The 15,410-nt window shown below is 65.4% G+C and carries 13 protein-coding genes; 8 read left to right on the top strand and 5 right to left on the bottom strand.

The features are described from left to right. Positions 1–41: 41 nt before the first annotated feature. The 6 genes from ruvA to CXR03_RS11005 all read left to right on the top strand — a co-directional run bounded on the left by ruvA (position 42) and on the right by CXR03_RS11005 (position 8,057). Positions 42–671, top strand: a complete 630-nt coding sequence (gene ruvA, locus CXR03_RS11030) for a Holliday junction branch migration protein RuvA (RefSeq protein WP_104103801.1) — start codon at positions 42–44, stop codon at positions 669–671. Between the two features lie 10 nt (positions 672–681). Then, positions 682–1,764 carry a Holliday junction branch migration DNA helicase RuvB gene (gene ruvB, locus CXR03_RS11025; protein ID WP_104054792.1) on the top strand — a complete coding sequence of 361 codons (1,083 nt, stop codon included), beginning with the start codon at positions 682–684 and terminating at the stop codon, positions 1,762–1,764. Between the two features lie 208 nt (positions 1,765–1,972). Further along, positions 1,973–2,455, top strand: coding sequence for a preprotein translocase subunit YajC (gene yajC / locus CXR03_RS11020; protein ID WP_104103800.1), 483 nt, complete (start codon positions 1,973–1,975; stop codon positions 2,453–2,455). A 93-nt stretch (positions 2,456–2,548) separates the two neighbouring features. Next, on the top strand, positions 2,549–4,264 hold the full coding sequence (gene secD, locus CXR03_RS11015) for a protein translocase subunit SecD (RefSeq protein ID WP_104103799.1): 1,716 nt from the start codon (positions 2,549–2,551) through the stop codon (positions 4,262–4,264). A 2-nt stretch (positions 4,265–4,266) separates the two neighbouring features. Then, positions 4,267–5,310, top strand: a complete 1,044-nt coding sequence (secF, locus tag CXR03_RS11010) for a protein translocase subunit SecF (protein WP_104103798.1) — start codon at positions 4,267–4,269, stop codon at positions 5,308–5,310. Positions 5,311–5,885: 575 nt separating this feature from the next. Beyond that, the gene (locus CXR03_RS11005; RefSeq protein ID WP_258073628.1) at positions 5,886–8,057 is read left to right on the top strand and encodes a bifunctional (p)ppGpp synthetase/guanosine-3',5'-bis(diphosphate) 3'-pyrophosphohydrolase; all 2,172 of its coding nucleotides are present in this window, start codon (positions 5,886–5,888) and stop codon (positions 8,055–8,057) included. Here the strand turns inward: CXR03_RS11005 and CXR03_RS11000 are convergent. The 3 genes from CXR03_RS11000 to CXR03_RS10990 form a co-directional block, all read right to left on the bottom strand. Continuing rightward, a complete protein-coding gene (locus CXR03_RS11000) occupies positions 8,024–8,713 on the bottom strand; it encodes a hypothetical protein (RefSeq protein WP_104103797.1) in 690 nt (229 codons plus the stop codon). The two genes, CXR03_RS11005 and CXR03_RS11000, sit on opposite strands and share 34 nt — an antisense overlap. Before the next feature lie 94 nt (positions 8,714–8,807). Beyond that, positions 8,808–10,238 (bottom strand): DUF349 domain-containing protein, encoded by a 1,431-nt coding sequence (locus CXR03_RS10995; RefSeq protein WP_258073599.1) that lies wholly within the window; start codon positions 10,236–10,238, stop codon positions 8,808–8,810. 51 nt (positions 10,239–10,289) lie between these two features. Beyond that, positions 10,290–11,072, bottom strand: coding sequence for a peptidylprolyl isomerase (locus CXR03_RS10990; RefSeq protein ID WP_258073598.1), 783 nt, complete (start codon positions 11,070–11,072; stop codon positions 10,290–10,292). A gap of 189 nt (positions 11,073–11,261) precedes the next feature. Here CXR03_RS10990 and hisS point away from each other — a divergent pair, with 189 nt between their 5' ends. Continuing rightward, on the top strand, positions 11,262–12,602 hold the full coding sequence (gene hisS, locus CXR03_RS10985) for a histidine--tRNA ligase (protein WP_104103795.1): 1,341 nt from the start codon (positions 11,262–11,264) through the stop codon (positions 12,600–12,602). A gap of 5 nt (positions 12,603–12,607) precedes the next feature. On the opposite strand, the gene CXR03_RS10980 is transcribed toward hisS, so the two are convergent. Both CXR03_RS10980 and CXR03_RS10975 read right to left on the bottom strand, forming a co-directional pair. Then, positions 12,608–13,366: a response regulator transcription factor gene (locus CXR03_RS10980; protein ID WP_258073597.1), complete on the bottom strand. Its 759-nt coding sequence runs from the start codon at positions 13,364–13,366 to the stop codon at positions 12,608–12,610. Continuing rightward, a complete protein-coding gene (locus CXR03_RS10975) occupies positions 13,363–14,691 on the bottom strand; it encodes a histidine kinase (RefSeq protein ID WP_104103794.1) in 1,329 nt (442 codons plus the stop codon). Before CXR03_RS10975 ends, CXR03_RS10980 begins: the two co-directional genes overlap by 4 nt. Positions 14,692–14,826: 135 nt before the next feature. Here CXR03_RS10975 and CXR03_RS10970 point away from each other — a divergent pair, with 135 nt between their 5' ends. Next, on the top strand, positions 14,827–15,402 hold the full coding sequence (locus CXR03_RS10970) for a hypothetical protein (protein ID WP_104103793.1): 576 nt from the start codon (positions 14,827–14,829) through the stop codon (positions 15,400–15,402). Positions 15,403–15,410: the final 8 nt, after the last annotated feature.

Below are 15,410 nucleotides of genomic sequence, written 5' to 3'. Positions count from 1 at the left end.
CTATTCGTAGATATGTTCTACACAGCCCCTGGAGTTTTGTCATGATCGCATCCCTGCGCGGGACAGTAACGCACGTTGGCCTGCATTCGGCGGTGATCGACGTCAACGGCATGGGCATGCTGGTCCAGGCCACGCCGCAAACGCTGAGCTCCCTGCATGTGGGGCGCGAAGCCCTGGTGCAGACCGCCATGATTGTCCGCGAGGACTCCATGACCCTCTACGGTTTCACCGACGCGGACCAGCGCGAAGTCTTCGAAACGCTGCTCAGCGTCAGCGGCGTTGGCCCGCGCATCGCCCTCGCCGTCCTGGCGGTCCACACCCCCGAAGCCATCCGCGTGGCCGCATCCACCGGCGATGACAAGGCCTTCAGCAAGGTCTCCGGCATCGGGCCCAAGGGTGCCCGCCGGATTGTGCTGGAGCTCGCCGACAAGCTTGTGCCGCTGGGAACGGCCGACAGTCCGGCGGCAGCACGCTGGCAGGATCAGGTCCTGGCCGCCATGACCGGGCTGGGCTGGTCGGAGAAGGACGCCAACGCCGCCATCGACGCCGCCGTCGCCGAAGCTCCGGACATTGCCGCCGGCGGGAACGTGGGCGAAATCCTGAAACTGACGCTCCGCCGGCTGGGCACCGACGGCGCCCGGGCGCGTGCTCCCCGCCAGCAGGTGGGCTGACGTGTCCATCCTGCCCGGCGACGGACTGGTTGCCCCCACCGGCGACCCGGATGACAAGGCCATCGAGGCCGCCCTCCGGCCCAAGAACCTGGATGACTTCGTGGGCCAGAAGCGCGTGCGCGAGCAGCTCTCCCTGGTACTGGAGGCATCCCGGCTGCGCGGCCGCAGTGCCGACCATGTGCTGCTGTCCGGACCGCCAGGACTGGGCAAGACCACCCTGTCCATGATCATCGCCGCCGAAATGAACGCGCCGCTGCGCATTTCCTCCGGCCCGGCCATCCAGCACGCCGGAGACCTTGCCGCCATCCTGTCCTCCCTCACTGAGGGGGAGGTGTTGTTCCTCGACGAAATCCACCGGATGTCCCGGCCCGCCGAAGAAATGCTCTACATGGCCATGGAAGATTTCCGCGTGGACATCATCGTGGGCAAGGGTGCCGGAGCCACCGCCATTCCGCTGGACCTGCCGCCGTTCACCCTCGTGGGAGCCACCACCCGAGCCGGGCTCCTCCCGGGTCCGCTGCGGGACCGCTTCGGCTTCACCGGACACCTGGAGTTCTATTCCACTGACGAACTGGAACTGGTCCTGCGCCGCTCCGCCATGCTGATGGACATGAAGGTCAACTCCGCCGGGTTCGCCGAAGTGGCCGGGCGTTCCCGCGGCACACCCCGAATTGCCAACCGGCTGCTGCGCCGGGTGCGGGACTGGGCGCTGGTGCACGGCGTGGACCAGATCGACGCCCGGACGGCCGGAGCGGCCCTGGATATGTACGAAGTGGACGCCCGCGGACTGGACCGGCTGGACCGGTCAGTGCTGCGCGCGCTCGTCACCAAGTTCAACGGCGGCCCGGTGGGCCTGTCCACCCTGGCCATCGCCGTCGGCGAAGAACCGGAAACGGTGGAAACCGTCGCCGAGCCGTATCTGGTGCGCGAAGGCCTGCTCGGGCGGACACCGCGTGGCCGGGTGGCAACCCGTGCCGCCTGGGAGCACCTCGGCCTGGAGATGCCTGAAAATGTTGCAGCGAACCTGCCGGAGAACATGTTCTCCGGACCCGGGACCAATACGTCAGCCGAAGCCGGGGCCGAAGAGTCCTAGCGGGCAGGCCGCAGCGGATGCGCTTTGTGCCAGGACCGGTTGAGGATACCGGCCGGGGGAGTGAAAATGCAGTACAGGGAGAAACTTTTCCGCCGCTGCGGACGTTTTACCTCTAGACTGGTCATTCGTTGACCCGGGCTTCCCGCCCTGCGATATCTGCACACCATCTCCACAACAGAAACGGAACCACTCTGTGTTCTTAAACGTCATGGCCCAAACCACCGCCGATCAGAACGCCGGAGGTTTCAGCTTCAGCAGCCTCCTGCTGCCCATCCTGCTTGCCCTGTTCATCTTCATGATGTTCCGCAAGCAGAAGAAGACGCAGCAGACGGTTCAGCAGCAGCGGACCCAGATGGTTCCCGGAACCGAAGTGATGACCCAGTTCGGACTGTTCGGCACCATCCTGTCGATTGACTCCGAGGAGAACAAAGCTGTCCTGGAGCTTTCCCCCGGCAACACCGCCACCGTTCACCTGCAGGCACTGACCAAGGTTGTCACCACGGAGCCCGCCGTTGAAGAGGAAGCTCCCGTAGTTCCCGACGACGCTTCATCGCTCACGGCTGCCGAACAGGCCGACGACGCCCCCCGCACCGCTGACCCGGTTCGCCGCGACGACTCGGCTGCGCATCCCGATGAGACGCCCGAGGAAACACTCGAACGCCTGAACCGCGAAAACAAAAAAGAGAACTAGACTCTCCACGGGCCTGCGGATGAAGACTCTCCGCGGGCCCCTCCGGAGTCAACCTTGCCTCCGGTGTGTCTCACCCTAGAAGGACTATCCTCTATGCCTCGTACCGGCCCCGGCTCGGCCGCTAAAAAGACGCTCCTCTGGTTGGGCGTCATTTTTGCTGCTCTGGCCCTTTTACTCGGCGGCGGTTCCATGTGGAGCAACGCCAGCTGGACCCCCAAACTTGCCCTCGACCTCGAGGGCGGCACCGAAATGATCCTGGCACCCCAGGTTCAGGGCGGCGCCGACATCACCCAGGAACAGCTGGACCAGGCCGTGGAAATCATCCGCCAGCGCGTGGACGGCAGCGGTGTGTCCGAGGCAGAGATCACCACGCAGTCCGGCCGCAACGTTGTGGTTTCACTTCCCGGCGTTCCCTCGGCTGAGACACGCCAGCTGATCCAGGCATCGGCGCAGATGGAGTTCCGCCCGGTGCTCGCAATTGCAGCCGGCGGTCCCGTTGAAACACCGCTTCCGGACGAGCAGCTGCCCAAGCCCGCCGGCGAACCGGCCAACGCGTCTGACGACAACTGGATCACCCCCGAGCTGTACCGCGAATTCGAAAGCACGGACTGCACGGATCCGGCCACGCTGGAAGCGTCCACTGAGGCGGCCCCGGCCGACCAGCCGCTGATCACCTGCGAACCGGGCACCGGAGCCAAGTACATCCTGGGCCCGGTGGAAGTTCCCGGCTCCGACATCGCCGATGCCACCTTCGGCCTGTCCACCAGCAGCCAGGGTGCCTCGATCAACGAGTGGGGCGTGAACATCGAGTTCAACGGTGAGGGCACCGAAGTTTTCAAGGGCGTAACTGAGCGCCTCTTTGCCTTCCAGCAGGGTGACCCGCACAACCAGTTCGCCATTGTGCTGGACGGCCAGGTTATCTCCGCACCTACGGTGCAGGGCGTCATCACCGACGGAAAGCCCCGCATCACCGGCAACTTCACGCAGGAGTCAGCAAAGGCGCTGTCCGAGCAGCTGAAGTACGGTGCGCTGCCGATCAGCTTCGACATCCAGAGCGAGCAGCAGGTCTCGGCCACCCTGGGCGCCGACCAGCTCAAGATGGGACTCATCGCGGGACTCATCGGCCTGGCCCTGGTGGCGGTGTACTCGCTGTTCCAGTACCGGGCCCTGGGCTTCGTCACCATCATCTCCCTGGTGGTTGCCGGTCTCCTGACCTACCTCGCCATCTGCCTTCTCGGCTGGTCGCAGAACTACCGGCTCTCCCTGGCCGGCGTGGCCGGTCTGATCGTGGCCATTGGCCAGACGGCCGACTCCTTCATCGTCTACTTCGAACGAATACGCGATGAACTGCGCGACGGGCGCGGACTCGTCTCCGCCGTCGACAACGGTTGGAAGCGTGCCAAGCGCACCGTGCTGGCCTCCAAGGCAGTGAACGTGCTCGCCGCCGTCGTGCTCTATTTCGTAGCCGTGGGCAATGTCCGCGGATTCGCGTTCACCCTGGGCCTGACCGCGATTGCCGACCTCATTGTGGTGTTCATGTTCACGCATCCCACCATGGTGCTGCTGGCCCGCACGAAGTTCTTCGGCGAAGGCCATAAGTGGTCCGGTTTGGACACCACCCGCCTGGGTGCCGTGCCGCTGTACCGCGGAGCCGGCCGCATCCGCGAACCCGGAACAGTTCCTGTCCGCACCAAGAACAAGGCTGCTTCCAAGGAAGCGGAACGCCGGATGACTATTGCCGAGCGACGGGCAGCCGAAAAACAGGAATCAATGGCCGGATCCGGCCCCAGCACAGAGAAGGAGGGCTAGGAATGAGCAAGCTCCCCCGCTTTGCCACTTTCGGCAATGAGCTTTACACCGGCAAGCGCTCCTACCCGTTTGTGCCCAAGGCCAAGCTCTGGTTCCTGATTGCGGCAGCGGCCGTCATCATCTCCATCCTCATCCCGGTTGCCAAGGGCGGCTTCAACCTCGGCATCGATTTCCGCGGCGGCTCCGAATTCACCGTGTCGGGTGCGGCCAACACCGACATCTCCGCGGGAGAAGAAGCCGTTGGCGAGGTGGCCAGCGAGGCCCGCATCACCAACATCGCACCCGGCACCGTGCGGGTGCAGACCGAGCAGCTCAGTGATGACCAGACCCTTGAAATCAAGGACAACCTGGCACAGGCCTATGACGTTGAAGAAGACCAGGTGACGTCCACGTTCATCGGACCCACCTGGGGCCAGGACGTGAGCCGGCAGGCATTGATCGGGCTCATCGTCTTCGTGGCCCTGGCTGCAGTGCTGATGGCCCTGTACTTCCGCACCTGGAAGATGTCCCTGGCTGCCATCACTGCGCTGCTGGTGGTCATGGTGACCACAGCCGGCCTGTACTCGCTCAGCGGCTTCGAAGTCACGCCGTCGGCCATCATCGGCTTCCTGACGGTGCTCAGTTACTCCCTGTATGACACGGTGGTGGTCTTCGACAAAGTCCGGGAAAACACCAAAAACCTGGACAAGAGCACCAAGCGCACCTTCATGGAACAGGTGAACCTGGCTGTGAACCAAACCCTGGTCCGGTCTATCAACACTTCGGTGGTGGCAGTCCTTCCGGTGGCGTCCGTACTGTTTATCGGTGCGTTCCTGCTGGGAGCCGGAACGCTCAAGGATCTGTCCCTCGCGCTGTTCATCGGCATCATCCTGGGCACCGTGGCCACCGTGTTCATTGCGGCCCCGATGTACGCCTGGCTGCGCCGGAACGAGCCGGAGATTGTCCGGCAGGCCAAACGCGTCAAGGAACGCCGTGCGCAGGAAGCCAAGGAAGCTGCTGCGACAGTAGTTCCGGCCGGCGCCACGGAGGTCTCCACCGGGCGCTAACGCTGCCGGGGCGCTGCGGGAAAGCTGCCGCAATCGGCAAAAGACCTCCGGAACGGTGCATTCCTTGATTGGTGCACCGCCCCGGAGGTCTTCTGTATACAGGGGCACGTCGGGGCATCCCAGATGGTTCGGCGAGCTGTATGCACAGGCATAGACTTGAACCGAAGACTAGTTCGCTTAGCCGGCGCCGTGACTTGGGGGAACGGCAGCGCATAAAGTGGAGCAGGTCGATAAACGTCTCAGAGAGGGCAGCAGTGGGCGAGAGCGAGAAACCGGCCGACAAGGCGGGTGCAGACAGGGCCGCGGGAACACCTGTAAAGGCTAATGCCGCTGCCCGGGTTCCTGCTGCGCCGCAACTGGCCCAGGCATCCCGCACCGGCCAGCAGCCCACGCCCGCATTGACGCCCAATCCCGCTCCCCGCGCAGACGGAAAGACAACCGACGCAGTGCCTGCCGGAGCCGCCGGAGCAGGCGGCCCCAAGCCTGTGCCCGCGCGTCCCGCGCCCGGCCGCAGAACGTCTACGAGAGCCCGGCTGGCCCGGCTGGCAGGCCGGGGCAGCTCCGGCTACTCACCCATGCTGGAGCCGCTGCTTCGCACCGTTCGGGTTAATAACCCCAAAGAGGACCTGGACCTGATCCAGCGGGCGTACCTGGTCGCCGAGCGCAGCCATGAGGGACAGAAGCGCAAGAGCGGCGATCCCTACATCACGCATCCGGTGGCAGTGGCCACCATCCTCGCGGAGCTGGGCATGACCGGGACGACGCTGGCTGCGGCCCTTCTGCATGACACCGTCGAGGACACCAGCTACACCCTGGATGAGCTGCGCCGCGAGTTCGGCCCGGAAGTGGCCATGCTGGTGGACGGCGTCACCAAGCTGGACAAGGTCACTTTCGGTGATGCGGCCCAGTCCGAAACGGTGCGCAAAATGGTGGTCGCCATGGCCAAGGACATCCGCGTCCTGGTCATCAAGCTGGCCGACAGGCTGCATAACGCACGCACCTGGCGTTTCGTGTCGCAGGAGTCCTCCGCCCGGAAGGCCCGCGAGACACTTGAGATTTTCGCTCCGCTGGCCCACCGGCTGGGTATGAACACCATCAAGTGGGAGCTGGAAGACCTGTCCTTCGCGGCCCTGCACCCGAAGGTGTATGACGAAATTGTGCGTATGGTCGGGGACCGCACCCCCGAGCGGGAAAAGTATTTGTCCACCGTGCGGACGCAGATCGCCGATGACCTGCACGCGGTGAAGATCAAGGCCACCATCACCGGCCGGCCCAAGCACTACTACTCGATCTACCAGAAGATGATCGTTCGCGGCAAAGACTTCGACGACATCCATGACCTGATGGGCGTGCGGGTCCTCGTGGACTCCGTGCGGGACTGCTACGCCACCTTGGGCGCCCTGCATGCGCGGTGGAACCCGTTGCCCGGGCGGTTCAAAGATTACATCGCCATGCCGAAGTTCAACATGTACCAGTCACTGCACACCACGGTGATCGGTCCCGGCGGCAAGCCCGTGGAAATCCAGATCCGCACCCATGACATGCACCGGCGCGCAGAATACGGCGTGGCTGCCCACTGGAAGTACAAGGACGGCTCCAAGACACCCGGCGGCGCCGACAACAATGACATGGGCTGGCTGCGTTCCCTGGTTGACTGGCAGCAGGAAACCTCGGATCCGGATGAATTCCTGGATTCGCTGCGCTTCGAAATCAACGCCCGTGAGGTTTTCGTCTTCACGCCCAAGGGCGAGGTCATGGCCCTGCCGGCCGGATCCACCCCGGTGGACTTTGCCTATGCCGTGCATACAGAAGTGGGTCACCGGACCATTGGCGCCCGTGTCAACGGCAAACTGGTGCCGCTGAACAGCGAGCTCGAACACGGCGACTGGGTGGAAATCTTCACCTCCAAGGCCGAAGGTGCCGGTCCAAGCCAGGACTGGCAGGGGTTCGTCAAGAGCCCGCGTGCCCGGAACAAGATCCGGCAGTGGTTCACCAAGGAACGCCGTGAAGAGGCGATCGACAAGGGCAAGGACCTGCTGACCCGGGGGATGCGCAAGCAGAACCTCCCGCTGCAGCGCCTGATGACCCACGACGCGCTGGTGACCGTGGCGCAGGAACTGCACCACCAGGACATCTCGGCACTGTATGCTGCCGTCGGGGACGGACACACCTCCGCGCAGAACGTGATCGAGCACCTGGTTGCCTTGATGGGCGGTCACCAGGGGACCGAAGAGGACCTGGCGGAAACACCGGTTTCAACCGCGGCCCGCCGGCCCAAGTTCACCGACTCGGGCGTGACCGTGCGCGGAGTCGGAGACGTGTGGGTCAAGCTGGCCCGGTGCTGTACCCCGGTGCCGCCGGATCCCATCATCGGCTTCGTCACCCGCGGTTCGGGCGTGTCGGTGCACCGCAGCGACTGCCGCAACGTGTCGGAACTCCGGGACCAGCCGGACCGCATTGTGCCGGTGGAATGGGCGCCCACCCAGTCTTCGGTCTTCCTGGTGGAAATCCAGGTGGAAGCGCTGGACCGCAAGAGCCTGCTGTCCGATGTCACCCGGGTCCTTTCCGAGAACCACGTGAACATCCTCTCGGCCAGCGTGAACACGTCGAGTGACCGCGTGGCCATGTCCAAATTTGTCTTTGAGATGGGCGATCCGAAATACCTCGACCACATTCTCAGTGCGGTGCGGAAGATCGACGGCGTGTTCGACGTCTACCGCACCACGGGCTCCCGGCGGCGCGTCTGATCCTCCGGCCCTGCCGGGGGAGCCTGGAACGCCAGGTCCCGCTGCGCCTGGTCGATCGCGAGGTCAACGCGGCGCAGAGCTGCTGATTTTCCCGGCTGCCGGGGGCCGTCTTCCACCGCGCCGCGGACCGCTGCCAGGGGACAGCGAAGCACCGGATTCGCGGCGATCGCCAGCAGCGCCTGAACTGCCTCCTCTTCCGGGCCGTGCCTGGCCAGATCCGAGGCAGTGCGCAGGGGAGTGGTGACGGTGATGCCGGCAATCTCCATGCCGTCTTCACTGTCCAGATGCACCTCGTGCAGCACGGCGGCGCTGAACGGCGGCAGGGCCGTGGTGCGGCTGCGGTGGTCAACCAGCAGCTGGAGCCGCCGGGGAGCAGGCGCACAACCATAAATCCAGGCTGCAGTGAACCGTCCCAGCATGATTTTCCCGCGGAGCCGTGCGGGCAGGGCATGGGCGGCAGCCAGCGCCCGGCACACCGGGTCCGGTTCAATGTCCCAGCGCACGTAGCTGTCCGTATAAAGCCAGCGCAACAATCCGTCGCGCTCCATGGCCTGCAGCTCGACACTGGAAAAAGAACCGCCCGCAAAGAACAGGGCACCACCGGTGGAAGTGAAGGCCGGCAGTACCCCGGGACAGGGAAACAGGGTTGCTGGCATGCGCCCACCTTCGCCGACCCGGGGACAAAACAGAAGGCCCGGCGTCTGCGTTGTGGACAACGCTGCCGCCGGGCCTTCGAAGGTGCTGAAGCTACTAGGAGAAGTCCTGCGCTGACTTCTGCAGCATGGCCAGCCACTGCTGGCGGGCTTCCAGGGCTTCACGGGCGTCGGCGATCTTCTTCGCGTTGCCGTTCTTCTCTGCCGTGGCCAGGTCTTCCTGGAGGGAAGCGATGGTGGCTTCGAGCTGGCTCAAGGCGCTGTTGGTGCGGGCCTTGGTTTCCGGATTGCTCCGCTGCCAGTGCTCGTCCTCGGCGGCCTTGACGGCTTCCTCGATGCGGCGGATACCGGCTTCCATCCGTCCCATGTCGGCCCGGGGAACCTTTCCGGCCTCTTCCCAGCGGTCGCGGATGGCGTTCAGCGCCTTCCGCGCCGCGGTGAGGTCGCGCACCGGAAGGATGCCCTGGGCTTCCTTCAGCAGTTCTTCCTTCACCGCGAGGTTGGCGGCGAACTCTTCGTCGATGACCTCGTTGGCTGCCTGACGGGCGGCAAAGAAGGTGTCCTGCGCGGCGCGGAAACGGGCCCACAGGGCATCGTCATCCTTGCGGCTGGCACGCTTGGATGCCTTCCACTCATCCATCAGCTGCCGGTATTCAGCGGCCGTGTTGCCCCAGTCGGTGGACGTTGCCAGCTCCTCGGCACGGGCAATCAGCGCTTCCTTGGCACGCTTGGCCGCGGTGTTCTCACTGTCCAGCTGGGAGAAGTATGCCCGGCGGTGACGGTCAAAAACGGTACGGGCGGACCGGAAACGCTTCCACAGGCTGTCTTCGTTGCTGCGGCCGAGCCGGGGACCGTTCTTCTGGGCCGTCTTCCACGCTTCGAAGAGCTCATTCATCCGGTTGCTGCTGGTCTTCCACTGGATGGTGGCCGGATCCTTGGCAGCAATCTCCTCAGCCTCAGCCACAATGGCCTCGCGGGCGGCGAGCTCGCGCGCCCGAACGGCCTCGGCTTCGGCCCGTTCAGCGGCTTCGGCTTCCTTGATGCTGGTGCGCAGGGTTTCGATCCGGGCGTCGAGAGCCAGGACGTCACCCACCATCTTGCGTTCAGCGACCTGCTCGCCAAGGTGCTTCAGGGTCTTCAGCATGTCCGTGGCGGGAGCCTTGGCCTGCACCCGTGCCTCCAGCAGCGCAAGCTGGCTGGCGACGTCGTCGTACTTGCGCACGAAGTAGGCCAGCGCTTCATCGCGGCTGGCATCCGGATACTGGCCCACCGGGAATTCTTCCCCTTCGACAATCAGGAAGACGTGGCCGTCCTCCTCGACGCGGGCGAAGCGGGCAGCCTCCTCCAGCGACGTGGAGTGGACCGGAGGTGCGGCGATGACCGGCTTGGGGGTTACCGAGGGTCCCGCTGCAGGCGCCGGGTGCCGTGCTGCAAAAGCTGCCGGGCTGGGCGTTGCGGGCCGTGGGGTTTCGGGAGCCTCCGGAGTAGTCCCGGAAACTGTTTCGTCGGATTTCTGACTGTCTGTCACCGCTAAAAGTCTTTCACTCGAGGTTTGGCAGTGCGGAGCCCGCGCTGCCATTTACTTCAGGGTAAACGAGTCTATCGTCACCGGGGTTTTCGGCGTTCCGTCCTGGACTTCAGCGCCGTCCTTCACAGCTCCCTGCGCGGCAACCGCTTCCAAAACATCCAGGCCTGAGGTTAGCTTACCCATGATCGTGTAGCCGCCCGTATCCTGCGGGATAAGCGAGTCTTTGTAAACGATGAAGAACTGGGTGCCGTTGCTGTCCGTGGAGGCGCCCCGGGCCACCGCAATGGAACCGGCCGGATACACTCCGTCCGCCGGCGTATTCTCCACCGGACCCCACTGGTACGCCGGATCTCCGGCTCCGTCTCCGTTCACGGATCCGCACTGCAGAACGCCCATGGTCTCACCCGTGGTGAGGCGGTGACACGTTTTGCCGGCAAAGAAACCGGACTCCGCCAGGGAAGAAAACACTGCGACGGCCTGCGGTGCGACATTGCCGTCCAGCTCCACGCCCAGGTCCCCGGCACTGGTGGACAGCGTTCCGGAGAAAACCTTTCCCTCCGCAGCGGACTTGTCCGGGACAGGGCCGGGCGCGGCACCGTTCGTTTCACCGGCCGCAGCCTGCTGCTCAATGAGCCGGGTCTCCTCCGGCGTCGGATTCGAAGAAAACCAGGCCACCTGCAGGGCCAGTGCCAGCGCCAGTGCCAGGACACCCGCCGTGCCGGCAAAAAGGTTGTCCCGTTTCCGGCGCTTGGCCTGACGCTGCGCCAGATCCCGTTTAGCCTGCATCCGGGCAATGCGCCGGCGGGTTTCACGGTCCTGTCGGGGAGCGGCCACGGTGTCTCCTGGGGTCTTGGACTGGCATGGACGGCAGGACGACAGCGTCCTGCCGGGCGGTGCAGGTCCCTCCGGTTCGCCTTGGCGCGCGCGGACAACCTAAAATGAGTGCCGCACATAGTTTAGGCATGCCGTCAGGCGATTTCCCTGCAGCAGACTGCCCATATCCCCAGAAGGAGCTCGCCCCGCATGGCACGCAAGGCCTCACTGTCAGGTTTCCCCGAATGGCTGCCGCAGGAGCGTCTGGTTGAACTCCATGTGCTGGACGTGCTGCGGCGCACCTTTGAACTGCACGGTTTCACCAATATTGAGACGCGGGCGGTGGAAACCGTTGGACAGCTGCTGCGCAAGGGCGAAATCGACAAGGAAGTCTACGCGCTGAGCCGGCTGCAGGCCGAGGAAGGTGAATCCTCCGGCAAGCAGGACCCCAACCAGCTGGCGCTCCACTTTGACCTGACCGTCCCCTTTGCCCGCTACGTGGTGGAAAACGCCGGGCACCTGGCGTTCCCGTTCCGCCGGTACCAGATTCAGAAGGTGTGGCGCGGAGAGCGCCCGCAGGAGGGCCGCGCCCGCGAATTCACGCAGGCGGACATTGACGTGGTGGGCGACGGCGACCTGCCCTTCCGGTACGACGTCGAGCTGGCGCTGGTCATCGCCGAGGCGCTGGGTGCGCTGCCCATCCCGGACTTCCTGATCCGGGTGAACAACCGCAAGCTGGCCGAGGGCTTCTACCGGGGAATCGGGCTGGAGGACACCGCCGGTGTGCTGCGCAGCATCGACAAGCTGGAAAAGATCGGCGCCGCACGGGTCGCGGAGCTGCTGCAGGAAGAACTCGGTGCCACCGCTGAGCAGGCCGACGCCGCCCTGAAGCTGGCATCCATCCGCACCGGGGACATGTCCTTCGTGGACCAGGTACGCGCCCTCGGCGTAACCAATGAGCTGCTCGAAGAAGGTTTGGACGAGCTGTCCCAGGTCATCGCCGAAGCCGTCAAGCGTGCTCCGGGACGCGTGGTGGCGGACCTGAGCATTGCCCGGGGCCTGGACTATTACACCGGCACCGTCTACGAAACCGTCCTGGTGGGACACGAGTCCCTGGGCTCAATCTGCTCCGGCGGGCGTTACGATGCCCTGGCTTCCAAGGGCAACCGGAAGTTCCCCGGCGTCGGGCTCTCCATTGGCGTGACCCGCCTGGTGATGCGCATCCTGAGCCAGGAGTTTGCCGCAGCGAACCGCAGTGTTCCCACCGCCGTCCTGGTGGCCCTGACCAATGACGAGTCCTGGTCCGCCGCGCAGGACATCGCCGGAAACCTGCGGGCCCGCGGCATCCCCGTGGAAGTGGCAGCGAAGGCGGAGAAGTTCGGCAAGCAGATCAAGTATGCGGACCGCCGCGGCATCCCGTTTGTCTGGTTCACGTCCGAGGACGGCAGCCATGAGGTCAAGGACATCCGCTCCGGCGAACAGGTCCCTGCCGATCCGCAGACCTGGACCCCGCCGGCCGAGGACCTGTTTGTCCAGGTAAACCCCGCCTAGCGTCCCTAGTGTTCGCGTCCGCCGGCCCATTCCGGGCTCGCGGCTGTCTCCCGGCTCGCGGCTGTCTCGCCGTGTTTGGCTGTCTCGCGGTACGCGGCTGTCTCCCGGTACGCGATGGCGGCCTGTACGCGGGAGGCCACACCGAGCTTGGCCAGTACCCGGGAGACGTGGGTCTTCACCGTGGTTTCGGCAATGCCCAGCCGTCGGGTGATCTGCTGGTTGGACAGTCCCTCGCCCAGGCAGGCCAGGACCACTTCCTCGCGGGCGGTCAGCGGCTCGGTCAGCCGCCCCGGGGCCGGTGCCGGTAAGCCGGGGGCAGCTGCCGGGGGCTGTCCCTGTACAAACGCCGCAATCACCGTGCGGGTAACCGCGGGGGAGAGGACACTGTCGCCGTCGGCCACACTGGCGACCGCACGGACCAGTTCAGCCGGCTCCACCGACTTCAGCAGGAAACCTGCAGCGCCGGCCCGCAGGGCTGCGTGCACGTACTCGTCAATGTCGAAGGTGGTCAGCACCAGTACGGCGGACAGCGCCTGGCCGGTGATCTCAGCGGTCGCCGCTATGCCGTCCATTCCCGGCATGCGCAGGTCCATGAGAACGACGTCGGGGCGCAGCGCCCGCGCCATCCGCACCGCCGCCGCGCCGTCGGCGGCCTCGCCCACCACCGTAAAGCCGCCCAGTGACTCCAGGATCATGCGCAGACCGGCGCGGATGGCTGAGTGGTCATCCGCCAGCAGAACGGTAACCGGGTTATTTGCGCTCAATGGATCTCCTGGGTCAGGGGCCGGCCAGCCCGGCTTTCCACCGGCAGATGCGCCTGCACCAGCCATTCGGCGCCGTTTTTCTCTGTTTCGGTAATTCCCGCACTGAAACTGCCCTCGAGCTGCCCGGCGCGAAGCGACATGTTCCGCAGTCCGGCGCCGTTGCCGGCGCGGCAGGGATCGGCAGTGGCTGCCTGCTTCGACGACGCGTCCTCTTGAGACCCATCCGCCGGTGACCCATCCGCCGGTGACACATCCGCCGGGGGCAGGGCGTTGCGGATACTAATGTCCAGGAACCCGCCGGCCTCTCGGACCCGGACGGTGACAGGACAACCGGGCGCGTGCCGGACGGCGTTGGAAAGTGCCTCCTGCACGATCCGGTAACAGGTGCTGCCCACAAGCACCGGGACTTTGAGGTCCGGTTCCAGGTCCAGTTCCACCGGGTTGCCGGACAGTCGGGCCGAGGCCGCCAGCGCCGCCAGCTGGTCCAGTCCGCCGGCCGCCGTATCCGCCGCCGGGGAATCCGGTCCGCCGTCGGCCTCAAGCAGGTCGATCAGGGACCGCATTTCCTGCAGCGCCTGCACGCTTTCCGTGCGCACCTGGGCGAGCACGCGGCGGTCCACATCAGGGTTGCCGGCGGCCAGGGCGGCAGCCGACTGCAGCGCCACGGCGGAAAGGTGTCCGGCAATCGCATCATGGAGTTCACGGGCCATGGCGCTGCGCTCCGCGGCGACAGCCACCCGAAGGTTCAGCTCAGCCAGTTCTTCGGTACGCTCGGCACGCAGGCGCTCGGTCTCCGCCCGCTGCCGTTCCTGTTCCGCGCGGTCGCTTTGCCGCCGGACAGAACCGGCCCACCAAAGCGGAATGAGGCAGATGAGTACGGCCTGAAGCAGTCCGAAAAGAACCGCCGGCCAGCCCCCGTAGCCCAACCCCACCAGCACCGGCAGGATCACGACGCCGGCCACCGCCGCAGTTTGCACGCCCCGGCTGACGCGCGGCGAGCCAAAGAGGATGCCGGCGTAGAAGAGTTCAAACAACAGCAGATAGGTGATGATGCCGCCGCCCAGCAGGATGCTGGCTACAACGGCGGTGCCGGTGATTGCCAGCATCGCCGGAACGCTTCGCCGGCGGAACACCAGACCGGCACACCCGAGCAGCAGGACCGGCGCCCAGGCCCAGCCCGGAACGCGGGGCAGCGGCGGCAGCAGGTCCGCGCCGTTGACGCCAATGAACATAAGGATGGAGCCGCCCACAAGGTATCCAACGGCAGAGGCGACACCGGACTCCCAGACCCCGTCCAGGGAATAGCGGTTGTTGGGTGCGGGCATGACTCCAGAGTAGCCACCGGGGCGGCCCGCGGTGCCTGCCTGCTGAGGACAATCCTCCGAAAGGATGACGGGCCGCGGATCCGGTGGCACCAAAAGCCGACGACGGCGGCGGGACCTGCGGGTTTAGCTGTAGCCATGGATTTCTTGGTATATCTCATCATCGGCTGTGAAATTGGTTTCTGGGTTCTTCTCGCTGCGGGGCTCTGCACCCGTTATCTGCTGCACCAAAAGCGTCTGGGCCTGGCGCTGCTGGCCAGTGTCCCGCTCCTGGATGTGGTGCTTCTGGCCGCGGCCGGAGCAGACCTGGCGCGGGGCGGCAGTGCCGGGAGCATCCACGGGCTGGCTGCGTTCTATCTGGGCTTCAGTGTGGCGTTTGGCCATACCCTGATCCGCTGGGCCGATGTCCGGTTTGCACACCGGTTCGCCGGCGGCCCGCCCCCGGTCAAACCTGCCAAGGGCACGGCGCCCTACCGGCGCGGTCTCTGGATTGAATATGGACGCGTGCTGATGGCGATGGGCATTGCGGTTGCCGTGCTGCTGGCCATGATCGCGTTCCTGGCAGCCCCCGGCGAGACCGGCGAACTGTGGGCCTGGGTGAAGCGGGCGGGACTGGTGGCCGGAATCTGGCTGGCGGCCGGTCCGGTCTACGGGATGTTCGAACAACCGGCAAAGGTCCTGCCGCCGCAGCCCGGGACGTCGGCCCGGACGTAGGCAGCCGT

This window comes from Arthrobacter sp. 08Y14, from assembly GCF_002929455.1.
Classification (GTDB): Bacteria; Actinomycetota; Actinomycetes; order Actinomycetales; family Micrococcaceae; genus Arthrobacter_B; species Arthrobacter_B sunyaminii.
The sequence above is the reverse complement of the archived record's forward strand: the minus strand, read 5'-3'. Positions and strand labels throughout refer to the sequence as shown.